This window comes from Mesorhizobium sp. M2E.F.Ca.ET.219.01.1.1, from assembly GCF_004016445.2.
Classification (GTDB): domain Bacteria; phylum Pseudomonadota; class Alphaproteobacteria; order Rhizobiales; family Rhizobiaceae; genus Mesorhizobium.
In genome coordinates, this window is the sequence record NZ_SADT02000003.1 from 1 (window position 1) to 22,408 (window position 22,408).

At 64.3% G+C, this 22,408-nt stretch carries 16 protein-coding genes; 4 read left to right on the plus strand and 12 right to left on the minus strand.

The genetic code is table 11. The features are described 5' to 3' along the window. Nucleotides 1-578 precede the first annotated feature (578 nt). Nucleotides 579-2,558 (plus strand): M23 family metallopeptidase, encoded by a 1,980-nt coding sequence (locus tag EN862_RS17245; protein ID WP_189402013.1) that lies wholly within the window; start codon nt 579-581, stop codon nt 2,556-2,558. A gap of 99 nt (nt 2,559-2,657) precedes the next feature. Here the strand turns inward: EN862_RS17245 and EN862_RS17250 are convergent, their stop codons facing one another. Next, complete coding sequence (locus tag EN862_RS17250; RefSeq protein WP_127865834.1) at nt 2,658-4,211, minus strand: MFS transporter; 1,554 nt, start codon at nt 4,209-4,211, stop codon at nt 2,658-2,660. Between the two features lie 220 nt (nt 4,212-4,431). On the opposite strand from EN862_RS17250, the gene EN862_RS17255 reads away from it, so the two are divergent. Next, nucleotides 4,432-5,064, plus strand: a complete 633-nt coding sequence (locus tag EN862_RS17255) for a TMEM175 family protein (protein ID WP_127865833.1) — start codon at nt 4,432-4,434, stop codon at nt 5,062-5,064. Here EN862_RS17255 and EN862_RS17260 read toward each other — a convergent pair. The 8 genes from EN862_RS17260 to EN862_RS17295 form a co-directional block, all read right to left on the minus strand. Continuing rightward, complete coding sequence (locus EN862_RS17260) at nt 5,038-6,567, minus strand: L,D-transpeptidase family protein (RefSeq protein ID WP_127865832.1); 1,530 nt, start codon at nt 6,565-6,567, stop codon at nt 5,038-5,040. The two genes, EN862_RS17255 and EN862_RS17260, sit on opposite strands and share 27 nt — an antisense overlap. A 129-nt stretch (nt 6,568-6,696) precedes the next feature. Then, nucleotides 6,697-7,065, minus strand: a complete 369-nt coding sequence (locus EN862_RS17265; protein ID WP_127865831.1) for an MmcQ/YjbR family DNA-binding protein — start codon at nt 7,063-7,065, stop codon at nt 6,697-6,699. Nucleotides 7,066-7,179: 114 nt separating this feature from the next. Continuing rightward, on the minus strand, nt 7,180-9,786 hold the full coding sequence (gene clpB / locus EN862_RS17270; RefSeq protein ID WP_127865830.1) for an ATP-dependent chaperone ClpB: 2,607 nt from the start codon (nt 9,784-9,786) through the stop codon (nt 7,180-7,182). Nucleotides 9,787-10,008: 222 nt separating this feature from the next. Further along, entirely contained in the window at nt 10,009-11,058 is a 1,050-nt protein-coding gene (locus EN862_RS17275; RefSeq protein ID WP_127865829.1) for a DUF4167 domain-containing protein, read from the minus strand. 313 nt (nt 11,059-11,371) lie between these two features. Next, nucleotides 11,372-12,241, minus strand: a complete 870-nt coding sequence (gene prmC, locus EN862_RS17280; RefSeq protein ID WP_127865828.1) for a peptide chain release factor N(5)-glutamine methyltransferase — start codon at nt 12,239-12,241, stop codon at nt 11,372-11,374. Continuing rightward, nucleotides 12,234-13,313, minus strand: a complete 1,080-nt coding sequence (gene prfA, locus EN862_RS17285; RefSeq protein ID WP_127865827.1) for a peptide chain release factor 1 — start codon at nt 13,311-13,313, stop codon at nt 12,234-12,236. The genes prmC and prfA overlap by 8 nt, the downstream gene beginning before the upstream one ends. Before the next feature lie 10 nt (nt 13,314-13,323). Further along, nucleotides 13,324-15,594: a phosphoenolpyruvate--protein phosphotransferase gene (gene ptsP / locus EN862_RS17290; RefSeq protein ID WP_127865826.1), complete on the minus strand. Its 2,271-nt coding sequence runs from the start codon at nt 15,592-15,594 to the stop codon at nt 13,324-13,326. A gap of 83 nt (nt 15,595-15,677) precedes the next feature. Beyond that, nucleotides 15,678-16,931, minus strand: a complete 1,254-nt coding sequence (locus tag EN862_RS17295; RefSeq protein WP_127865825.1) for an aspartate kinase — start codon at nt 16,929-16,931, stop codon at nt 15,678-15,680. 215 nt (nt 16,932-17,146) lie between these two features. On the opposite strand from EN862_RS17295, the gene EN862_RS17300 reads away from it, so the two are divergent. After that, entirely contained in the window at nt 17,147-17,443 is a 297-nt protein-coding gene (locus EN862_RS17300; RefSeq protein WP_127865824.1) for a hypothetical protein, read from the plus strand. 31 nt (nt 17,444-17,474) lie between these two features. Here the strand turns inward: EN862_RS17300 and EN862_RS17305 are convergent, their stop codons facing one another. Continuing rightward, nucleotides 17,475-19,535 (minus strand): diguanylate cyclase, encoded by a 2,061-nt coding sequence (locus tag EN862_RS17305; RefSeq protein ID WP_127865823.1) that lies wholly within the window; start codon nt 19,533-19,535, stop codon nt 17,475-17,477. Nucleotides 19,536-20,044: 509 nt separating this feature from the next. Here EN862_RS17305 and ubiG point away from each other — a divergent pair. Next, nucleotides 20,045-20,794, plus strand: a complete 750-nt coding sequence (ubiG, locus tag EN862_RS17310; RefSeq protein ID WP_127865822.1) for a bifunctional 2-polyprenyl-6-hydroxyphenol methylase/3-demethylubiquinol 3-O-methyltransferase UbiG — start codon at nt 20,045-20,047, stop codon at nt 20,792-20,794. Nucleotides 20,795-20,806: 12 nt separating this feature from the next. On the opposite strand, the gene EN862_RS17315 is transcribed toward ubiG, so the two are convergent. Both EN862_RS17315 and EN862_RS17320 read right to left on the minus strand, forming a co-directional pair. Continuing rightward, entirely contained in the window at nt 20,807-21,310 is a 504-nt protein-coding gene (locus tag EN862_RS17315; protein ID WP_127865821.1) for a flavin reductase family protein, read from the minus strand. Between the two features lie 159 nt (nt 21,311-21,469). Further along, nucleotides 21,470-22,402, minus strand: coding sequence for a DMT family transporter (locus EN862_RS17320; RefSeq protein WP_127865820.1), 933 nt, complete (start codon nt 22,400-22,402; stop codon nt 21,470-21,472). Nucleotides 22,403-22,408 lie beyond the last annotated feature (6 nt).

Genomic DNA, 22,408 nt, shown 5'->3' on the forward strand with positions numbered 1-22,408 from the left:
GCCGCCCACGTTTCTCTTTCTTCAATATTCAATTGTCAAAGAACAGACACCACAGACGCAGCGTCATGGCCCGTTTCGCTCTCGGCTCCGGGGCCTCCCGAGTGTCGCTCACGCGGCTCTCTTGAATTCGGTCCAACTCTCGCGATACTCAGAAGCGAACTTCTTCGTCGCCAGCAGCGTCGCCGCCGTCGTTGGTGAGGCGTATATAGTCGGGGGGCACTCGAGGCGTCAACACCGATTTCGAACTTTTTTGAATTTTTTGCGACAAATTTTTCAGCCCGCTTTTTCGATAGCCGACTGCCCCTGCGGCAGCCCTTGGGTCATCCACAACGGGCCCTATTGCCGCCGCATTAAGGCGTGAAACCAGCCCATATAAGGAAGGCGCGCGCGTATGTGTGAGGCGCCCCCAAAACAGACGACCGCGACAGACGACAAGAGCACCGTCTCGCAAGAGACGCATCATTGGGGATATCGGCCGGCTTGCCGCTTCGTTGACTTCAACGGCCGTGACAGGCAAATGTCATGGCCGCAACGAGAACGACAAGCCGTTTCGCCTGGGGAAGAAGCAGCCTTTCTGGATGCCGGACACCGAAGAGGTCATAGCCGAACTCGGCAACGAGCCGCCGCTGATCGCGGACGGCCGCAGCGGTCCGCCTGACCGCCGCGAGGTGTCGGCGCGCTGGCTGTCGGGCACCTTCCTCACCGGTGTAACCTCGAGCGTGTTGATGGGTGTGGCGCTGTTTGCGGCGCTCGACGGGCGCCAGCAGTTGGCCACGCCACCCGAAATTGCGGAGCTCATCGGTCTTGCCAGCGGCGGCGATGATTCCGGCGAGCAGGCAAAGACCACCAGGCTGGTAGCGCCCCGCCAGATCGCCCGGGCGAAGGACCGGCGGCGCATGGAAGTTTCGATGGTCACCAAGGTCGGCGACCGTGACGTTATCCACACCATGCCTTTCGTGCAGATCAAGATGGCCTTGGCCGCCGGCCACACCACAAACCGCCCTTACCCGCCATTCGACCCCCTGCAGGTCTTCGGCGACGACAGCGACGACAATGCCCAGCCAGCAACGGCCGCCGCGGCCGCCGCGCAGATCTACGGCGCCAAGGTTGAAAGCGAAATGAGCCTCAAGACGGTCGATTTCCCGATCGAGACGGCTTCCTTCGACGAAAAGAGCGACCTGTCCGCCGACGAGGTGGAAAAGGTCGTTCGGGATGCCAGCAACGGCTTGAGCGACGGCGCCGTCCAGGTGGCCGCGCTGCATTATGTCGATCCGCAGCGATTCGGCGACGCCTTCGCCGAATCGATGGCCGGCTCCTATGACGTGAAGATCACGCAGGAAAACGTTTCGGTGACGCCTCGCGCCACGCTGGACGACCAGACGCCGGCCTTCGCCGAGGAAATCATCCCCTTCACCGAGGATACCGATATCGCCGAGGCCTATGCCGATTCGGGCTACACCGGCGCTGACGCCACCGGCATGGCGGAAGCGATCGGCAAGCTGTTGAACACCACGGCGCTCAAGGCCGGAACGGTGCTGCGTGTCGGCCTCGAAGTACGCGGCGACATCGCCAAGGTCGTGCGCACCAGCGTCTATGACAAGACCACGCACATCGTCACCATCGCGCTGGACGACCGCGGCCAGTATGTGCCGGCCCAGGAGCCGGAAGCCAATCCCGAGCTTTTGACGGCGTTCGATGATTCGCAGCCCGTGGTGGTGCGCGGCAACCTGCCCAATATCTATGACGGCATCTATCGCACCGCCTATTCCTACGGCATGTCGAAAGCAATGACCCAGAAGCTGATCAAGCTTCTTGCTTCGGACGTCGATTTCCAGTCGCGGCTTTCGCCCGCCGACCGGCTGGAGGTCCTGTTCTCACAACCCGACGGCGACGACCAGACCTCCGACAATTCCGAGCTTCTGTACGTTTCGGCAACCTTTGGCGGGCAGACGCGGAATTTCTATCGCTTCCAGATGCAGGACGGCAGCACCGACTATTTCGACGAGAACGGTTCGAGCGCCAAGCAGTTCCTGCTGCGCAACCCGCTGCCCAACGGGCGCTTCACCTCCGGCTTCGGCGCGCGCCGTCACCCGATTCTCGGCTATGTGCGCATGCACACAGGCACCGACTGGGCCGCCCCGATCGGATCGCCCATCATCGCGGCCGGCAATGGCGTCGTGGAGAAGGCCGGCTGGGCCGGCGGCTACGGCAAGCAGATCATCCTGCGCCACGCCAATGGCTACGAGACGTCCTACAACCACCAGAGCGCCTTTGCCAAAGGCATCGAGCCCGGCGTCCATGTCCGCCAGGGCCAGGTCATCGGCTATCTCGGCCAGACCGGCCTGTCGACGGGCCCGCATCTTCACTACGAGCTCATCGTCAACGGCACCAAGGTCGATTCGATGCGCGTGCGCCTGCCGGTCGGCAAGGTGCTGAAGGGTAACGATCTCGTGGCCTTCAAGAAGGAGCGCGAGCGCATCGACGATCTTCTGAAGCAGGAAGACGGCAACTCGCTGAAGGTCGCCAGCGCCAAGGCTGATTCGCAGCTCCCGAACTGAGCAGTTGCAGGAACCACTCTACCCCTTTCGACGCAATTCCAGACGGAAGCCTACGGCGAAATCGCAAGGCTGAACCGCTCACACTTTTCTGGGATTGCTCTAACCACGCGATTCGTCTGTCTGCTGCGGCCAGGGCGATGCCTGTCCGGGAACCGTGAACCAGGCGATGAGGGAAGAAAGCACGCAAAGTAGCGCCGTGACCGCCGCGACCGCGGTGAAAGCCGAATCGCTTGCCGCCACCCTGGCCGCATCGAGATTGGCCGCAAGCCCGGAAGCGGGCGTCTCGCCGAAACCGGGCATGCCGGGAGCACTGCCGGTCGTCCGCGCGTAAACCCAGGCCGCCAACGAGCCCATCGCCGCCACCGCGATCAGGCCGCCGACGCGCGAGACCGCATTGTTGATGCCGGACGCGGCACCGGTGTCCTTGTCCTCGACGGACGTCATGACCGCGGTCGACAGCGGTGACACGATCTGCGCCATGCCCAGCCCCATCAGCGCCATCAGCGGAAAGGTCCCGGTCCAGAAATTATGGATGCCGAAATGCGTGAGCATGGCGAGGCCGGCAAAGGCGATGGCGACGACCATGCTGCCGCTGGCGATCGGAAAGCGCGGACCGATCCGGTCCGACCACTGGCCGACCGGCCCTGACAAAAGCGCGATCGATGCCGACAGCGGCAGGAAGATGAATCCGACCTCGGCCTCGCTTAGCCTCCAGCCGGAGATCAGAAGCATCGGCAGGTAGAACAAATTGGCCGACAGCGCGAAATAAAGGAAGAATGTCGCCAGATTGGCGCCGGCAAAGGCGCGGATGCGGAACAGGCCGAGATCGATCATCGGGTCGCGCTGCCAGCGCTCATAAGCGATGAAGACAAAGAGCAGAACCACACCGGCTATGATCGCGGGCGTTGACAGCATTCCGCCGCCTTCGGCGTTCATGGCCGTCAGCCCGTAGGCGAGCAGGCCGAAGGCAAGCGTCGCCAGCGCCGCGCCCCCAAGGTCAAGGCTGCGTTTTTCGGTCGGCCTGTCGGCCGGCACCTTGGCCAGAAGCAGATAGATCGAGATCAGCCCGAGCGGCAGGTTGATGGCGAAGATCGCGCGCCAGACCCCATTACCGAACGTCGTCAAAACGAAGCCGCCCAGAACGGGGCCGAGCGCGGTGGTCAGCGCCGAAGCGGCGGCCCAGATGCCGATCGCCCGGCCGCGCTCCTTCTTCGGATAGGCTTTGGCGATGATGGCGAGGCTGCCCGGCACCATGATCGCCGCGCCGATGCCCTGGATGGCGCGGAAGGCGATCAATATGGCCGGGTCGGGCGCCACCGCGCAGGCGAGCGAGGCGGCAATGAACAGTGCGATGCCGGTCACGAAGGCGCGCCGCAGCCCGAACCGGTCGCCTGCGGCACCGCCCGCCAGGATGAGCGCCGAGAGCGTCAGCGCATAGGCGTTGGATATCCACTGCGCTTCGGCCAGGCTGGCGCCGAGGTCCGCACGCAGCGCCGGCATCGCGATCGCCAGGATGGACCCATCGATGAAACCCAGTGCCGAGGCAAGAATCGCTGCGACCAGCACGAACTTTCGCTGCGTCTGGGGGCAGAATGTACCGTTCACGCGCGCGGGCGAATGCGAGTCAACAGTCGTTTCGTTCGCGGATGACATGATTCCTGCTTAGCCCTCCGGAGTGATTGCAACAACGAGCCAGAGCATCACTGTTCTTGAAACCAGGCGACGGAGCATGATGCCGAAAAGTGTGAAGCGGTTTTCGGACAACATCATGCTCTATCTCTTTGATTCAGGGCCGTGTGGGGAGGTAGGCGCCGATCCTGATGCAAACCGCCGGCAGCGTGCTAGGTTCCAGCATTGCGTGGAGGGGGAAGCCATGAAGCGGCCGCTCGAACCGTCGACGGAAGGACGCGGGCGCATCGTCGGCATAACCGACGGCGTTTTCGCCATCGCGCTGACCTTGATCGTGCTCGAGATCAGGGTTCCGTCGCATGAGGCGGTGCATTCGGAAGGTGAGTTGCTCGCCGCGATCCTCGCGCTGGCGCCGCGGTTCCTGACCTATGCGCTGAGTTTCCTGACGCTGACCATCTTCTGGTTCGGCCAGCAGGCGCAGCATGGCCTGATCGCGAAGTCAGACCGCAGGTTGGCGACATTGAACCTGTGCTTTCTCGCCTTTATCGCGCTATTGCCGTTCTCAACCGACCTGCTGGCCGATTTCCTGGAATTCAGGATCGCGGTGCTGGTCTATTGGCTGAACCTTTTGATGCTGGGCGCCTCGCTGTTCGCGAGTTGGTGGTATGCCGACAGGAACGGCATGATCGCCGAAGATGTCGATGCGGAGACGCGGAGCACCGTCTACAATCGCATCGTCAAGGCACAGGCCCTATGGGCGGTCGGCGCGGCGCTTTGCCTGATCACGCCGCTGCTCAGCATAGGCTTCATCATGCTGGTGCAGCTCATCTATGCCGCGGCGCCGCGCGCCTCACTGCTGCGTAAACTCATCGGTTGAGGTCCCGCCGACCTCCACGATTGTTGGTCCGCCGATAAACTCCACCGTGACGCCCGGCGACACCAGCTTGGCAAGCTCGCGCGCATCCCAGTTGGTCAGGCGCACGCAGCCATGGCTCTCGGTCTTGCCGATCTTGGAGGGCTCGGGCGTGCCATGGATGCCGTAGGTCGGCTTGTCGAGCGCGATCCACACCGAGCCGACCGGGCCGTTCGGCCCCGGCGGGACGGTCAGGATCTTGTCGTTCTGGCCCTGCTTGAAATTGATGTTGGGGTTGTATGTGTAGTTCGGGTCGAGCGCGATGCGCGAGACGGCATGGATGCCGGTCGGCGACGGCGTGTCGGCCGAGCCGATCGTCGCCGGATAGGCCGCGACCAGCTTGCCGCCGCCATCATAGGCGTAGACTTCCTTCTTGGTCTTGTCGGCGACGATGCGCGTCACCGGCGTCGAGACCAGCTTGCCGAAATTGGCGACCTTGATCATCGTGCCAGGGCGATTGAAGTCGACCCCCTTGTTGATCGACTTCAGATAGGTCTCGTCCATGTGGAAGCGCTCGGCCAGCGCCTCGGTGACCGAGGTGTAGCACATGCAGTCGAGCTTGGCCTTCTGGCTGTAGTCCTCGGGAATCGAGGCGACATACGGGCCGGCCACATCTTCGGCCGTGATCGTGTAGGAAGCAAAGGGGTCGCCGCCCGACTGGGCGAGCGCCGCCTGGATGCCGACCGCATCGGTCGATTTCAGATTGGTGCCGTTTATTTCGTTATAGGCGGCCAGCGCCTTGTCGACATTGGAGCCGAAACGCCCGTCGATCACGCCCGGCGAGGCGCCGCCGCGATCAAGCAGCACCTGCAGCGCGGCAACATCCTGACGCACCCCGAGCGACAGCGACGGATCGACACTGGCCTTGCCGCCCGTGTTCGGCGGCAACGAGGTCTCCGGATTGGTCTGCAGGACCTCGCCCTGACCCGGCTGCTCCGGGTCGATCGACGCCTCGTTCAGCGGCTGGCGCTTGATGGTGTTGGACTTCGGCTCCTCCGGATAGGTGGTGGCATAGCCTTCATCATTGTTGGGCGCCGGCGGATAGGCATCGACGGAATTGTCGCCGTTGGGATCATATTCGTCGGCCGGCGGCGGGATGACCCGGCCATTCTCCTCCAGCTGCCGCCGACGGAAGCGAGCCATGTCCTCGGGATTGTCGAGATAGTAGCGGTCGTCGTCCTCAGCCGGCGCGCGGCCGAGCTCCTGCATCTGCCGGCGAAGCGCACGGCGGTCGAGCCTGCTGCCAGGCGGCTGGATGGCGATGACCTTGCCGGTGTCGGCATCGACCAGAACCCGATTGCCCCTGGCGTCGTAATAGATATCGATATTGCCTTCCTGGGCCAGCATCAGCGCGCCGCGCTCAACCGGGCGCACGCCTTGCGGGCCATCCACACTCGGCGCGGCGAACGCACCGGAAGACGCCAGCCCGGCCGAGAGTGCCGAAAGGGAAAAGATCAAGCGCAGCATGGGGGTCAAGCTCTCCGGTCGACTCTGGCTTCCGGCGGGCGAATCTTCGCCAGCAAACCAGTTACCCAAATTAAGATTCCAACATGAACCGGGCATGAAGATGGCGGATTTCCAGTGCCTTGAGGAACATTAGCTAGTCTGCGCGAGCCCCAATTGCCTGCGTGCCTCTCTGGTCAGCTTCAGCACGACCAGGCGGTGGCTTTCGCGCAGATAGTCCTTGAGCGCCGCATCATCTATGCTTTGGCTTGTCTGACGCTGGATCCATTTCATGCCGCGCGAGGCGAGATAGGGCGCCGGCCGGCAGCCCGGCTGATCCTTGAGCACGTCATAGGCCATCTCGGAACATTTGAAGGTGACGAAAAGCTCGCCGCCGTCGTTCCAGCCGCCGACGGCGAACACCTTGCCGCCGACCTTCCAGACATGGGCGCCGCCCCACTGGACGACATGCGTCGTGGCGGGCAATGAAGCGCAGAAGCCGTTGTAATCGTCGAGCTTCATCGAGTCCTTCCCGGTCATCCGAATCGGCAGCTGATTATGGGCAGTCCCCGAAAATAACAAAGCGCGCCGCACCAGTCCGGTGCGACGCGCCTGTTCATTCCAACATGCCGGGGATCAGGCGGCGGCTTCCGTCGCCACCACCGTCGGCTTCGAGCGGAAGTTCAGCCGGTCCGAACCCGCCGTGACCTTGACGGTCGAACCGTCGAGGATCTCGCCGAGCAGTATCTTCTCCGCGAGCGGGTCCTGCAGTTCCTTCTGCATCACCCGCTTCAGCGGCCGGGCGCCATAGGCCGGATCGTAGCCCTTCGACGCCAGCCACTCGATCGCGTCGTGATCGAGTGACAGCGTGATCTTGCGGTCGACGAGCAGGTTCTCCAGCCGCTTGAGCTGGATCTCGACGATGCGGTCCATGTCCTGCCGGCGCAGCCGGTGGAACAGGATCACCTCGTCGACGCGGTTCAGGAACTCCGGCCGGAACGAGGCCTTCACCACGGCCATCACCTGGTCGCGCACGGCATCGACATCCTGGTCGTCGCGAAGATCGACAAGGTAGTCGGCGCCGAGGTTGGACGTCATGATGATCAGCGTGTTGCGGAAGTCGACCGTGCGGCCCTGACCGTCCGTCAGCCTTCCGTCATCGAGCACCTGCAGGAGCACGTTGAACACATCCGGATGCGCCTTCTCGATCTCGTCGAACAGCACGACCTGATAGGGCCGGCGCCGCACCGCTTCGGTCAGCGCGCCGCCTTCCTCATAGCCGACATAGCCGGGAGGCGCGCCGATCAGCCGGGCGACGGAATGCTTCTCCATGAACTCCGACATGTCGATGCGCACCAGCGCCGTCTCGTCATCGAACAGGAAGCTCGCCAGCGCCTTGGTGAGCTCGGTCTTGCCGACGCCGGTCGGCCCGAGGAACATGAACGAGCCGATCGGCCGGTTCGGATCCTGCAGCCCGGCGCGGGCGCGCCGAACGGCCTTGGACACCGCCTGCACGGCTTCGCCCTGGCCGACGACGCGCTTGCCGATCTCGTCTTCCATGCGCAGGAGCTTCTCGCGCTGGCCTTCCAGCATCTTGTCGACCGGAATGCCGGTCCAGCGCGATACGACATGCGCGACGTGGTCAGGGGTGACCACCTCTTCCACCATGCCGGCCTTGCCGTCCTGGGCCTCGGCTTCCTTGAGCTTCTTCTCCAGTTCCGGAATCTTGCCATAGGCAAGCTCGCCGGCGCGCTGGAACTCGCCCTTGCGCTGCGCGATCGCCAGTTCGTTGCGCATCTCGTCGAGCTGTTTCTTGAGGTCGGCGGCCAGGCCGAGCTTCTGCTTTTCGGCCTGCCACTTCGTGGTCAGTTCGGTCGATTCCTCCTCGAGGCCGGCGAGTTCCTTCTCCAGCCGGGCGAGCCGGTCCTTCGAGGCCTCGTCCTTCTCGACCTTCAGCGCCTCGCGCTCGATCTTCAGCTGCATGATGCGGCGGTCGATCTCGTCCAGCGCCTCGGGCTTGGAATCGACCTGCATGCGCAGCCTCGACGCTGCCTCGTCGACCAGGTCGATCGCCTTGTCCGGCAGGAAGCGGTCGGCGATATAACGGTTGGAAAGCGTCGCCGCCGACACCAGCGCGGAATCGGAGATGCGCACCTTGTGGTGCTGCTCGTATTTCTCCTTCAGGCCGCGCAGGATCGAAACCGTGTCCTCCACCGTCGGCTCGTCGACGAAGACGGGCTGGAAACGGCGGGCAAGGGCGGCGTCCTTCTCGACATGCTTGCGGTATTCGTCCAGCGTGGTTGCGCCGACGCAGTGCAGCTCGCCGCGCGCCAGCGCCGGCTTCAACAGGTTCGAGGCATCCATCGCGCCATCCGCCTTGCCGGCGCCGACCAGCGTGTGCATCTCGTCGATGAACAGGATGATGTTGCCGCTGGCCGAGGTGACTTCGTTGAGCACGGCCTTCAGCCGTTCCTCGAACTCGCCGCGATATTTGGCGCCGGCAATCAGCGCGCCCATGTCGAGCGCCATCAACTGTTTGTCCTTCAGCGATTCCGGCACGTCGCCATTGACGATGCGCAGCGCCAGGCCCTCGGCGATCGCCGTCTTGCCGACGCCCGGCTCGCCGATCAGCACGGGGTTGTTCTTGGTGCGCCGCGACAGCACCTGGATGGTGCGGCGGATCTCGTCGTCGCGGCCGATGACCGGATCGAGCTTGCCTGAGCGCGCATCGGCCGTCAGGTCACGCGCGTATTTCTTCAGCGCGTCATAGCCCTGCTCTGCACTCGCCGAATCGGCGGTGCGGCCCTTGCGGATGTCGTTGATGGCCTGGTTGAGCGCCTGCGCGGTGACGCCTGCCTTGGACAGGATGTCGGCGGTCTTGGCCGACTTCTCCATGACAAGCGCCTGCAGCAGCCGCTCGACGGTGACGAAGCTGTCGCCGGCCTTCTTGGCAAGGTCCTCGGCGGTCGAGAACACCTTGGCGAGCGGCTGGGCAAGATAGAGCTGGCCATTGCCGCCTTCGACCTTGGGCATGGCTTCGAGCGCCGCTTCGACGCCGAGCTTGACGTCGCGGGCATTGCCACCGGCACGCTCGATCAGGGACGCGGCAAGGCCCTCGTCATCGTCGACGAGCACTTTCAGCATATGTTCGGGCGTGAATTGCTGGTGATTGCGCGAGAGCGCCATGGTCTGCGCGGACTGAATGAAGCCGCGCACGCGCTCCGAGTATTTTTCAAGATTCATATCTGTCTCCTTCCGTCACCGGCCCGCTTTGCGGCACCGGATCAGATTGCGGTGACGGACCCGCTCATAGGAGCCGAGCCCAGTTCAGCCGAGATATGGTGTATGGGGTGCGGTCCCTCAAGACGCCTTGATGTCGATCAAAGCAGAATATTCCAAATACGCACGAACGAAAACGGCGGAGAAATATCCCCGCCGTCCGCAATGCCTGAAATGGCGTTTCGGTCAGTTGTTCGCGTCGGCGGTCACAGGCTCGCCAGGAGCTTCGCCGGCGACCGGCGCCGGCTCGCTGGCGACAGGCTCGCTCACCGGCCTTGCCTCTTCGGCGGGCTTGGCGCCGGCCTCGCCGCCATTGTTCGGCGCGTTATGCGCTTCGCCTGGATTTGCTTCGCCTGAATTTTCCGGGCTTGCGCTCTGCGGCTGGTCGCCCTGCTCGCCATTGCCAGCCTGGTCGGCATAGTTGCCGCGCGGGCGGCGCGGACGCCGCGGCCGGCGACCGCCACCATTGTCCATGGCGGCTTCGTTGAGCTCGGCCTGTGCGGCGAGCGCTGCCGGCGAGAAACTGTCGAACTGCGGCGCCTGCTCGGCCTGGGGTCCGGCCTCTCCAGCGGCCTCTGGCTGCGCCGGGGTCTCATTGCGCCGGTTCTGGTCGAACTGCTGGCCGCCGCCATGCTCGCCGCGCTGGCCGTTGTCGCCACGCTGACTGTTCTGGCCATACTGGCCGTAGCCGCCGTTGCGGCGGTCACGATGCCGGTCGCGGCCATTGTTGTCGCGGTTGTCGCGCTGGTTATTGTCGCGCCGGTTGTTGTCGCGGCCGTTTTCCTGGTTGTAGGCGAGTTCCGCCGGCGTACCTTCGATCACAGGCTGAGGCCCCGAGCCGTTCGCTGCGGTCGGCGCCTCGGCTCCACTGCCGTTGGTTCCGACAGAATCGAACTCGTCACGATCCTCATCGAGATCGTCGTCGAAGTCGTCGCGGTTTTGCTGGGCGTTCTGGATCGGCATCTGCGCCTGCGCGGCGGCGATGATGCGATTGTAGTGCTCGGCGTGCTGGAGGTAGTTCTCCGCCATCACCCTGTCGCCGGAGCTCTGCGCGTCACGGGCGAGTGTGGCGTATTTTTCGGCGATCTGTTGAGCCGATCCGCGGATCTTCACGTCCGGGCCGTTGCTCTCGTAGGTGCGGGTCAGGGGATTTGGCCCCTTGCGGTTGTTGTTGTTGCCACCGCCGCCATTGTTGTTGCGACCGCGCATGCGCCTGTTCTGCTGTTGTGGCCTCATTAGACTCTCTTCATAGTGAATTTTCGAAAAACTCTTCACGAACGGAGGCGCTCATGCAGCCAGCCGTTTCGTTTCTTCACCGCCGTTCGCCCGCATCAATTGCGTTGGCGCCACGTGCCATCCTGTTCCGGTTACATCACTTGCCGGACGATTCCCGCACGAAGCTTGGGCGTCGTTTGCGCAAGAAGGCAGCTATTTCCAAGGAAAACCGAATCGCTGGGAGCACTGCCTGCTTCGTCTCATCCGGTTGAGCCGGACCCTAACTGCATTCCCTTATATTGCCAAGCGGTTTTTTCGCGCTGTATCAGGGCTTTCACCGCTCGAACACCAGAACTCTGTCATTGCCGCCAAGGTCGCGATGTGTCCCGGTTAACACATAGCCTGCCGCCACGAATATTCCGGTTACGTCGTTTTTCTGCGTGTGGCCGATCTCGACCGCTACTCTGCCTTGCGCTTCCAGAAATCCTGCCGCTTCAGCGGCGATGACCCTGTAGGGGTCCAAACCATCCGCACCACCGTCCAACGCTCGGTGCGGGTCGAAATCGCGGACCTCGTCCTGCAGATTTCCAATCTCTAGACTGGGTATATAGGGAGGGTTCGAGGCAATTACATGGTAGGAGCCCGAAACTTTTTCGAACCAGTTGGAATGCAAGGCTTTGAAGCGCCCGCCGAGCCCCAGATCCCGGGCATTTCCGGCCGCTTTTGCCAACGCCCCCTCGGAAATATCGACGCCGGTCGCGATCGCGGCCGGAACGGCGTTGAGCAGGGCCAGCGCGATGGCGCCGGTTCCGGTGCCGAGGTCGAGAATGCGGCATTCGCCCAGCCGTTCGGCAGTTGTCCTGGCGAAAGGCAGAATGGCGTCGACCAGCGTCTCGGTGTCCGGCCGCGGCTCAAGCGTCTCCGGTGAGAGCGACAGTCGCAAGCCGTAGAATTCGCGATAACCGAGGATGCGGTGCACCGGCTCGCCTGCGACGCGACGCCTCAGGGCCGTTTCGATGGCCGAAAGCGCCGCCGAACCCACCCTTTGCGCCGGTTCGGCAATGGCCTGGGTGCGGGTCGTACCGGAGAAATGCTCGACGATCAGCCGGGAATCGAGCGCCGGATCGTCGATGCCGGCGGCGGCCAGACGCTCGCGCGCCGCCTTCAGCAACGGCCCGAGCTCGGCAGGCAATCGATCAGCCATCTAGGCTCATATCGGCTAACAGCTTCGACTGATGGTCGGCGATCAACGCGTCGATGACCTCGTCGAGCTCGCCCATCATCACCCGGTCGAGCTTGTAGAGCGTGAGGTTGATGCGGTGGTCGGTGACGCGCCCTTGCGGGAAGTTGTAGGTGCGGATGCGCTCCGACCGGTCGCCCGAGCCGACCTGCGATTTGCGCGACGACGAGCGCTCCTCATCGGCACGGCTGCGCTCCAGGTCGTAAAGCCGCGCGCGCAGGATCTGCATGGCGCGCGCCCGGTTCTGGTGCTGCGACTTCTCCGCCTGCACCACCATGATGCCGGTCGGCAGATGGGTGATGCGAACCGCCGAGTCGGTGGTGTTGACGTGCTGGCCGCCGGAACCCGAGGCGCGCATCGTGTCGATGCGGATATCCTCCGGCCGGATTTCGATATCGACCTCTTCGGCCTCGGGCAGCACGGCGACCGTCGCCGCCGAGGTATGGATGCGCCCGCCCGCTTCGGTCTCCGGCACGCGCTGGACGCGGTGAACGCCGGATTCGAACTTCAGATGCGCGAACACGCCCTTGCCCGACACCGAGGCGATGATTTCCTTGTAGCCGCCGACCTCGCCGTCGCTGGCCGACACGACCTCGAAGCGCCAGCCGCGCGAGGCGGCATAGCGCTCATACATGCGAAAGAGATCGCCGGCGAACAAGGCCGCCTCGTCGCCGCCGGTGCCGGCTCGGATTTCGAGGATCGCGTTCCTCTCATCGGCCGCGTCCTTGGGCAGGAGCAGGATCTGGATATCCTTCTGCAGCGCCTCGATGCGCTCTTCGACGCCCGGCAGGTCCGCCTCGGCCAGTGTCCGCATCTCGGCGTCGGTCGCCTTGTCGGCGAGCATCGCCTCGAGATCCGCCTGCTCCTGCTCGGCGGCGCGCAACGACCGGATCTTGCCCACCATCTCCTGGATGTCGGCATATTCGGAAGCCATCTTGACATATTGATCGGCGGCGGGTCCGGCCGCCATCTGCGCTTCGAGCATATCGAAACGCTTGACGACTTGATCCATACGGTCGCGGGGCAGGTTGATCATGGTGGGATGGCTATAGCGGTATGGAGCGGTCGTCGGCAAACGCCTGCAGCAGCGCCCGCATCGGCGTCCCCTGGCTGGGCGCCATCAGATTGTCCTTGAAGAAGTCTTTCAGCTCCTGCAGCGGCAGCTCGGTCAGCATCGCCTTGACCGGGCCGATCGAAGCCGGCGACATCGAGATCGAGCGGAAGCCGAGGCCGATCAGCGCCATCGCCGAGATCGGCTTGCCGGCAAGCTCGCCGCACAGCGTCACCGGCGTGTTGTTGCGGGCGCCGGCATCGGCGATCGTCTTCAGCACCCGCAGGAATGGCGCCGAAAGCGTGTCGAAGCGGTCGGCAAGCTGCGTGTTGCCGCGATCGACCGCCATGATGAACTGGAAGAGGTCGTTGGAACCGACCGAAACGAAGTCGACCGCCTTCATCAGCTCGTCGAGTTGGAACAAGAGCGAGGGCACTTCCAGCATCGCGCCGAGCTTGAGGCTGGTGGGCAGGTGATGGGCAAAGCGCGACAGATGCCGGACCTCGCGGTCGATGATCTCGCGCGCCTGCGCGATCTCCGACAACTCGGTAACCATCGGCAGCATCAGCTTCAGCTCGCGGCCGCCGCTGGCCTTCAGCAGCGCCCGGATCTGCGTTCTGAGCAGGCCGGGACGATCGAGCGTCAGCCGGATCGCACGCCAGCCGAGCGCCGGGTTTTCCTCCTGGATCGCGCCCTTGAAATAAGGCAGCACCTTGTCGCCGCCGATATCGATGGTGCGGAAGGTCACCGGCTTGCCGCGCGCGGCGTCGAGCACGTCGCGGTAGAGCCGCTCCTGCGCCTCGGCGCGCGGGAAGGTCGAGGCGACCATGAACTGCAGCTCTGTGCGGAAGAGCCCAATGCCGGCGGCGCCCGACTCGGTCAGTTGCGGCAGGTCGACGGCCAGACCGGCATTCATCAGGAGATCGACCGGCACACCGTCCTTGGTGAGCGACGGCTTCTTGCGCAGCTCGCGGTAGACCTCCTGCCGTCGGGCCCGGAAACGGACCTTTTCGGCATAGGCGGCTTCCAGGTCGGACTGCGGCCGCAGATGGATCGTGCCTTCCTCGCCGTCGACAATGATGGCATCGCCGTTTTCCGCCATGGAAACGGCGCCCTTCATCTGACCGGCGACGGGAATGCCCATGGCGCGCGCGACGATGACGACGTGGCTGGTGGCGGCGCCATCCTCCAGCACCAGGCCGCGCAGCTTGTCGCGCGGATAGTCGAGCAGTTCGGCCGCGCCCATCGAACGGGCGACGATGATAGCGTCCTTGGGCAACGCAGCCGCGACGTCCTCCGGGCCGCGCCCCATCAGCTGGCGCAGGAGCCGGTTGGCAAGATCGTCGAAATCGCTCATCCGCTCACGCAGATAAGGGTCGGTCATGTGCAGCATGCGGGCGCGCATGTCGCTCTGCACCTTCTCGACCGCGGCTTCCGCGGTCAGGCCGTTGCGGATCGCCTCTTCCAGCCGCCGCACCCAGCCGCTGTCATTGGCGAACATGCGATAGGCCTCGAGCACCTCGCGGTGCTCGCCCTCGAAGGCGACCTCGCGCCGCTCCAGCATGTCGTCGATGGAGAGCCGGAGCGAGCCGAGCGAGGACTGCAGCCGGCGCACCTCCTCCTCGCTATCCTCGTTGAAGAGGTTGGTGACGACGATGCGCGGCTCGTGCAGCACGACATGGCCAAGGCCGACGCCCTCGTTGAAGGAAAGGCCGGTGAAGCTCACCGGACGGCGCAGGTCGAGCTCCAGTCCCGGCTTGGTCAGGCGGGCGAGATCGCCGGTGGCGATCATCTCGGCGATCACCATCGCCGTCGTTTCCAGCGCCTCGATCTCGTCTTCGCGGTACTGCCGCATGGTCTTGTTCTGCACGACCAGGACGCCGAGCGTGCGCCCGGCCCTCAGCACCGGCACACCAAGGAAGGAATGGTAGATCTCTTCGCCCGTCTCCGGGAGGTAAGCGAAGGCCGGGTGCTCCTGCGCGTTGGACAGGTTGAGCGGCCGCGCGCTGGCGGCGATCGTGCCGACCAGGCCCTGTCCGAGCCTGAGCTGCGACAGGTGGACGGCGTTGGGGTTCAGACCCTCGGTGGCGTAGAGTTCGAGCACCGAGTCGGCGCGCAGCACGTAGAGCGAGCAGACTTCGGCCACCATGTTGGAAGCGATGTCGCGCACGATGCGGTCGAGCCGCTCCTGCGGCTCCAGCGGCTCCTGCATGAGCTCGCGAAGCCGTTTGAGCAGAACGCGCGGGCCACTGGCCGTATCACGCATCGCGGCTTGTTCTCCAATGGGCATTTCGCCCGCCGCAGTTTCTCCCGCGGCCGGCGTTCACGCAACAACTGACTCAGTTCTTGCTATTGCTTATCGAGACCGTAGACGGAATGCAAAGTACGAACTGCAAGTTCCGTATATGGACCGTCGATCAGTATCGAGATTTTGATCTCGGAAGTGGTGATGGCACGGATGTTGATCGCCTTGTCGGCCAACGCCTTGAAGGCGGTGGCGGCGACGCCGGCGTGGCTCCGCATGCCGATGCCGATGACCGAGACCTTCGACATCCCGGCTTCCGACTGCACGACATCGTAGCCGACTTCCGGCTTCAGCTTCTCCAGCACGGCAAGCGCCTTGTCGACGTCGCCGGACGGCACGGTGAAGGTCATGTCGGTGAACTTGCCGTCCTCGGAGATGTTCTGGACGATCATGTCGACATTGATGTTGGCCTCGGCCAGCGGACCGAAGATGCCGGCGGCGACGCCTGGACGGTCGCCGACGCGGCGCAGCGAAATCTGCGCTTCGTCCTTGGCGTAGGCAATTCCGGTGACGACCTGCTGTTCCACGATCTCTTCCTCGTCGCAAATAAGCGTTCCGGGCGGATTGAGCAAATCCCCCATTCCGGGCGCATCGGGATCGTCGAAGGACGACCGCACGAAGGTACGCACCCTGTGTACCATGGCAAGCTCGACCGAGCGCACCTGCAGCACCTTGGCGCCGAGCGAGGCCATTTCGAGCATTTCCTCGAAGGAAATCTTGGCGAGACGCCGGGCTTTCGGCTCAATGCGCGGATCGGTGGTGTAGACGCCGTCGACATCGGTGTAGATGTCGCAGCGGTCGGCTTTGACCGCCGCCGCGATCGCCACGGCACTTGTATCGGAGCCGCCGCGGCCGAGCGTCGCGATGCGGTTGTCCGGCCCGATACCCTGGAAACCGGCGATGACCGCCACCTGGCCCTCGCCGAAGCGCTTGATCAGGAAAGCGCCGTCGATGTCGAGGATGCGTGCCGCGCCGTGCGCATTGTCGGTCTTGATCGGGATCTGCCAGCCCTGCCAGGAGCGGGCATGCACCCCCATGCTCTGCAGCGTGATCGCCAACAGGCCGGCGGTGACCTGTTCGCCCGAGGCGACGACCGCGTCATATTCGCGCGCGTCATGCATCGGCGAGGCCTCGCGCGTCCAGGCGACCAGTTCGTTGGTCTTGCCGGCCATCGCCGACACCACGACCGCCACTTCATGGCCGGCATCGACCTCGCGTTTGACATGGCGCGCCACATTGCGGATGCGGGCGATGTCGGCGACCGAGGTTCCGCCGAATTTCATCACGATACGCGCCATGGAAGCGAAATGCCTTTGACTGAAGCCGGCGCAAGGCCGGAACCGGAGGAAACGCCAGGGTTAAGCCGGGCGCGGAAATGCGCGGCCTCCTTAGCCAAAACAGCAAGGCTTCGCAAGCGAGCGCGCCTATAGCCGGCCCGGCAACGCTCATCCTGACGGATTCCTGTCGCCGATCATGCCATAAGACTGCTGAAACCGGCCTTAGGAGATTCTTCATGACCGAGACTCTGGAAATCGTCACCTTCCGCCTCAAGCCCGGCACCGAAGACGGCTTTGTCGCCAATAACGGGATCGTGACCGACTGGCTTGCCCGGCAGCCGGGCTTTCTTGCCCGTCACCTCGGGAAGCGTAAGGATGGCACCTGGGTTGACGTCGTGCGCTGGCAGGGCCTGGATCAGGCACAGGCGGCGGCCGACCGCATCATGGCCGAGATCGGCGACAGCGAGGCCATGCAGGCGATCGAGCCCGCCAGCGTCGCCATGAGCCATGCCGAGGTTGCGCTGTCGCGCTGATGCATCTCGCCCGAAGCGAGGGCGCCGAAGCTCAGCCCTCGGCCGCGCTTCTGTCTGGGGTGGAAAGGTCCCAGTCGGGATCGGTCTTGCGCAATCCCGCGACGACGCGGTCGCGTCCGTCTGCCTTTGCCTGGTAGAGCGAACGATCCGCCGCGTTGACGATTTCGGCCCATGAGGCGCCGAGTTCGGGGAAGGCGGACACACCGAACGAGGCGGTGATGGTGCCCAATGTGCGCCCGCGATGCGTCAGATGCAGCTGCTTGACCGCCTTTCGCAGCGCCTCGGCGCGCTCGGCGGCATCGACAAGTGACGTTCCGGGCATCATCACCGCGAACTCCTCGCCGCCATAGCGCGACACCACGTCGCTTTCCCGGGCATGGTCCAGCAGCGTGCTGGCCACCTGCTTGAGCACGAGATCGCCGGCCTCGTGACCGAATGTGTCGTTGAACTGCTTGAAATGGTCGACATCGAGCATGATCACCGCCATCGGCTGCCCTGAGCGCTCCAGGCGCCGCAGTTCGCGGCTGCTCGTTTCCTCGAGATAGCGGCGGTTGTAGAGCCCGGTATTGGGATCACGGATCGATTGCTGTCGCAGCGTTTCGCGCAGCCGCAAATTGGCCAGGGCCAGCGCCAGCGTATCGACGACGCCGCGCAGCACCTGCTTCCGCTCGGCCAGCCAGTCCGGCCTGTCGGCGGCATTGGGCTCGGTGAGATGGACGATGCCGAGCGTCTCGCCTTGTGCCGCCAGCGGCATGCAGACATAGCCGCGCCCGCCATTTTCGGTGATGTGATTGCAGTGAGGCGTCAGCATGCCCGGGCCGGCGACATGTTCCTGGCCGCGGCGCAGCGCCCAGCAATCTTCCGGGGCAAATTGGCCCACGCTCGAGCGGACATCGCCCCAATGCGCCATCTCCTCGACCAGGTTGCGCGAGGCGCTGGTCAGATGGACCGTTCCGCTCAGGCCGCCGAAAAAATCCGGCATCGCCGAGCCGACGACCGAGAATGCCTCTTGGAAGGTGACGCAGGCCTGCAGCAGCTCACCCAGCTTGACCAACCGGTTTGTGGCTTCCGATGTCTCTCTCAGCTCGCGGTTGAGCACCGCCAACTCCTCGGCGCGGTCATTGACCGCCCGCTCGGCGCTGCGCAGTTCGCTTATGTCGCTGAGCGTCAGCACGATGCCGCGATCGGCCCGGTTGAGCGGATTGCAGCTGGCGATCACCGGCAGCTGCGAGCCGTCGGGCTTTACCAGACGCACCTCGCTTTGATGCCGCCGGCCCGTGGCAAGCGCCAATTCCACCGGGGATGCTCCCGTCCCGAGCCGGTCCCCGGTCGGTCCCCGCATTTCCAGGACCGATCGCCAGTCCTGCCCCTCGATCTTGCTCGCGTGTCGCCCGGCGATATCGGAGGCGGCCGGATTGACCGACATGACCCGGCCGTCGCCGTCGATGACGGCGATGCCCTCGGCCACTGTGCGCACGATATCCTCGATGTAAGCTTTCTGATCGACGAGTTGCCGTCGCGACGATTCGAGCTCCGCCGCCATCGTGTCGAAGCCTTTCGCCAGCTGTCCGAATTCGTCCTCGGAGGCGTGGCCGATGCGGGCGCCGCTATCGCCACGCGCCAGCGCTTCGATGCCGCGATTGAGGCTGGAAAGACCGGCGCCAAACCGGTTGAGCAGCAGAAAGGCGGAAAATGCCGCAATCAGCATGGCGGCGGCGGTGGACGAGCCGACCAGCCAGAGCATCGCGTTTGTGCGATTTTGGGCTGCATTCAGCAGGGGCGTGTATTCGAACAGGACGGCGCCGACGATCTTGCCGGGCGTTTCCTCGATCGGCACCACTACCAGGTTGATCGCCTCGGACACATCGGCGCTTTCCTCGACGAAGTCGCGCGGCTGGCCGTCCTCGAGCGTGCGGCCGATTTCGTTGCCTCGGTCGTGTCCGAACGCGGTCCCGACATTCTGTTCCTCGCCTGGTACGTCGGCGAGGATGGTCTTGCCGCGATCGACGACGACGAGATCGCGCTTTGAGTCGCTGTGCTGCAATCGTACGAATTCGCGCAGCGTCTCGGGGCGCTCGAACAGCGGGCGCATCGGCGGCTTTGAAGGCGATCGTATCCGCCAGTTGCCGTGCCACGCTTGTCGCCTCGGCCAGCGCGGCCGATCTGGTCATCGATATCTGGGAGACTATTGCGACAGCGCCCACCGCGCCGATCAGGGCCGCGGCGCTCAACAGCGTTGCAATGATCTGGGTCTTGATGCGCACCAAGCCCTCTCGACACCCGAGTCGGCAATGTACATGCCGGTTAGCACTTGCGCGTTGAAAAACCGTCAACCTCGTAAATTTGCTGTTAAGGAACCGTGGATGGTAGAACGGGATATGCATATATGCCGGCCGCTTGAAACGCGACGACGGCGCTTCCGGCAATCCCATCCCCGGGCGCTCATGGCAGCAGCCGGAAAAACCTGCCTTGACATTCCTTCCCCCGCGCCCGACTTCCTAGCGTTCTATAGCGCCGCGCGTCCCTTTCGACGCAGGGACAACTGCAGCACTTTGACTTTGCGCATGATCCTTTCCGGGATCAGGCGCCGGAGACCCGCCTATGCCAGAACCCCGTCGATCGACCATCGATGCCGGAGAAGTCGAACGCTTCTCAGCCCTTGCCGCCGAATGGTGGAACCCGAACGGCAAATTTCGTCCGCTGCACAAGTTCAATCCAGTGCGGCTCGCCTATATTCGCGACCAGGTCGCGGCCCGCTTCGGCCGCGATCCCCGCGCCGCGCGGCCTTTCGAGGGCCTGCGCTTCCTCGATATCGGCTGCGGCGGCGGCTTGCTGTGCGAGCCGATGGCCAGGTTAGGCGCTGAAGTGGTCGGCGCCGACGCTTCGGCGACCAACATCGAAGTGGCCAAGCTGCATGCGGCGGAGGTCGGCGTCAGCGTCGATTATCGGGCCACGACGGCCGAGGAACTGGCCGATGCCGGCGAGACCTTCGACGTCATCCTCAACATGGAAGTGGTCGAGCATGTCGCCGATGTCGATTTGTTCATCGCCAAATGCGGCCAGATGGTGCGCCCCGGCGGCATCATGTTCGTCGCCACTATCAACCGCACGCTGAAAGCGCTCGGCCTCGCCATCATCGGCGCCGAATATGTGCTGCGCTGGCTGCCGCGCGGCACGCATCAGTTCGGCAAGCTGGTGCGGCCGGACGAACTGGAAAAGGCGCTAGGCGCCGCAGGCCTCACGGTGATCGACCGCACCGGCGTCATCTACCATCCGCTGGCCGACCGCTGGCAGCGCTCGAAGGATATGGACGTCAACTACATGGTGCTGGCGGAGAAAGCCTCGGTCTGATCGCGTCAGACCTCAGGCTTCCAACGGCCGATAGCCGCCCCGCCAGTAGATCAGGGCCTGCCCGGAATCCTGCGTCCTCACCGCCTCGACCGAGCCGATGACGATCGAATGCGGGCCTCGGTCGATCATCTCGTCCAGGCTGCAATCGAACGCGGCCACCGCATCGGTGAGCAACGATGCGCCGGTCTTCAGCGTCGTCCACTCGACGCCCTCATAACGGTCCTTGCCCTTGATGCCGCCGAAGCCGGAGAAGCGCTCGGCCACCCGCTGGTGCTGGGGCCCGAGCGAGTTGACGCCGAAATGCCGGTAGCGCTCGATGATCGGCCAGGTCGACGAGGAGCGGTTCACGCAGGCAATCACCTTCGGCGGCTCCGCCGACAGCGACACCACGGAAATGACAACGAGGCCGGTGCGGTCGTCGCCGACGCCGGCGGTGATGACGCTGACATTGCCGACGATGAGCCGCATGGCGGCGCGGAAATCCGCGACGCTGACGGGACCTTCCGGGTTGGCCATGGCTTTCTCCTTTTTTCGCCGAAAGCAATCTCAGGAAAGATGCGCAGTTGTTCTCTGTCTGGAACAGCGTCAAGACGAACTTAGGACTGGGACAGCGAGCCAAGGCGCTGCCACCCATCGCCGCCGTCATCCGCAGCCGGAGCCCGCGGGCAAAGAGGATTAGCTACGGGATGATGCCGGCTCGATCCGAAGCGGCGCAGGCGCGCCGACCTGGCTTTGCGCCCTGGTCGTGATGAACACGCCCGCGGTGATAATGGCCGCACCCAGCCAGGTCAGAAGCTGGTAGTGCTCGCCGAGGAGGATCGTCCCGGCGAACAGGCCGACGGCCGCCGCCACATAACCGATCTGGCTGAGATAGACCGGGCCGCCGACGGCCTGCAGGCGGAAGAAGAAGACGAACATCGCCGAGGCCGAGGCGGCCTGTCCGACGACCACCAGCGGCACGCCGGCGAGCGATGCAAAGGCCTGCCAGCCCAAAAGCGTCCAAATGCCGACGAGGAGCAGCGTGGCCGAGGCCAGATGGCTGCCGACCGCCAGTTCGATCGGGCCGGTGCCCTCCGGCCAGTCGACAGTGCGATAAATATTGCCGGCCGCGAGGCTGACCGGGATGAGCAGCCCGATCGCCACCCAGAAATAATCCGCCGCCTGGCCGGCCTCGCCGCGCGTGAGCGCCACCATTACCGCGCCGATGAAGCCGACGGCGATGCCGATGACGCCGAGCAGGTTCGGACGCCTGACGCCGAGCAGGATCGAGAACACCAGCGTGACCACTGGCGACAGCGTGAACATGATGCCGGTATAGCCTGCGCCGAGATGCGGAATGGCGGAGAACATCAAAAGATTGGGGATGGCATACGAAATCGCGGCAGTGACGAAGAAATAACGCAGCTTGTGCGGGGTCAGCCGGATGCGCTCGCCGCGCAGCAGAAGCGCCAGCAACAGCACGCCGCCAGCGCCGAACGAGATAGTGAAAGCCCAGGCCATGGCAGGCACGCCGGCGGCGGTGGCGAGCTTGCCGAAGGGCAGCGTCATGCCGAGCAGGCCGCCGGTCACGACCAGAAGGCCGATCGCCGAATCCCAGAGAAATTTCATCGGATT

Bases quoted from the DNA above. Each gene is read 5' to 3' on its own strand.
- EN862_RS17245 (WP_189402013.1), top strand. From the start codon at position 579: ATGCCGGACACCGAAGAGGTCATAGCCGAACTCGGCAACGAGCCGCCG.
- EN862_RS17250 (WP_127865834.1), bottom strand. From the start codon at position 4,211: ATGTCATCCGCGAACGAAACGACTGTTGACTCGCATTCGCCCGCGCGC.
- EN862_RS17255 (WP_127865833.1), top strand. From the start codon at position 4,432: ATGAAGCGGCCGCTCGAACCGTCGACGGAAGGACGCGGGCGCATCGTC.
- EN862_RS17260 (WP_127865832.1), bottom strand. From the start codon at position 6,567: ATGCTGCGCTTGATCTTTTCCCTTTCGGCACTCTCGGCCGGGCTGGCG.
- EN862_RS17265 (WP_127865831.1), bottom strand. From the start codon at position 7,065: ATGAAGCTCGACGATTACAACGGCTTCTGCGCTTCATTGCCCGCCACG.
- clpB (WP_127865830.1), bottom strand. From the start codon at position 9,786: ATGAATCTTGAAAAATACTCGGAGCGCGTGCGCGGCTTCATTCAGTCC.
- EN862_RS17275 (WP_127865829.1), bottom strand. From the start codon at position 11,058: ATGAGGCCACAACAGCAGAACAGGCGCATGCGCGGTCGCAACAACAAT.
- prmC (WP_127865828.1), bottom strand. From the start codon at position 12,241: ATGGCTGATCGATTGCCTGCCGAGCTCGGGCCGTTGCTGAAGGCGGCG.
- prfA (WP_127865827.1), bottom strand. From the start codon at position 13,313: ATGATCAACCTGCCCCGCGACCGTATGGATCAAGTCGTCAAGCGTTTC.
- ptsP (WP_127865826.1), bottom strand. From the start codon at position 15,594: ATGCGTGATACGGCCAGTGGCCCGCGCGTTCTGCTCAAACGGCTTCGC.
- EN862_RS17295 (WP_127865825.1), bottom strand. From the start codon at position 16,931: ATGGCGCGTATCGTGATGAAATTCGGCGGAACCTCGGTCGCCGACATC.
- EN862_RS17300 (WP_127865824.1), top strand. From the start codon at position 17,147: ATGACCGAGACTCTGGAAATCGTCACCTTCCGCCTCAAGCCCGGCACC.
- EN862_RS17305 (WP_127865823.1), bottom strand. From the start codon at position 19,535: ATGCGCCCGCTGTTCGAGCGCCCCGAGACGCTGCGCGAATTCGTACGA.
- ubiG (WP_127865822.1), top strand. From the start codon at position 20,045: ATGCCAGAACCCCGTCGATCGACCATCGATGCCGGAGAAGTCGAACGC.
- EN862_RS17315 (WP_127865821.1), bottom strand. From the start codon at position 21,310: ATGGCCAACCCGGAAGGTCCCGTCAGCGTCGCGGATTTCCGCGCCGCC.
- EN862_RS17320 (WP_127865820.1), bottom strand. From the start codon at position 22,402: ATGAAATTTCTCTGGGATTCGGCGATCGGCCTTCTGGTCGTGACCGGC.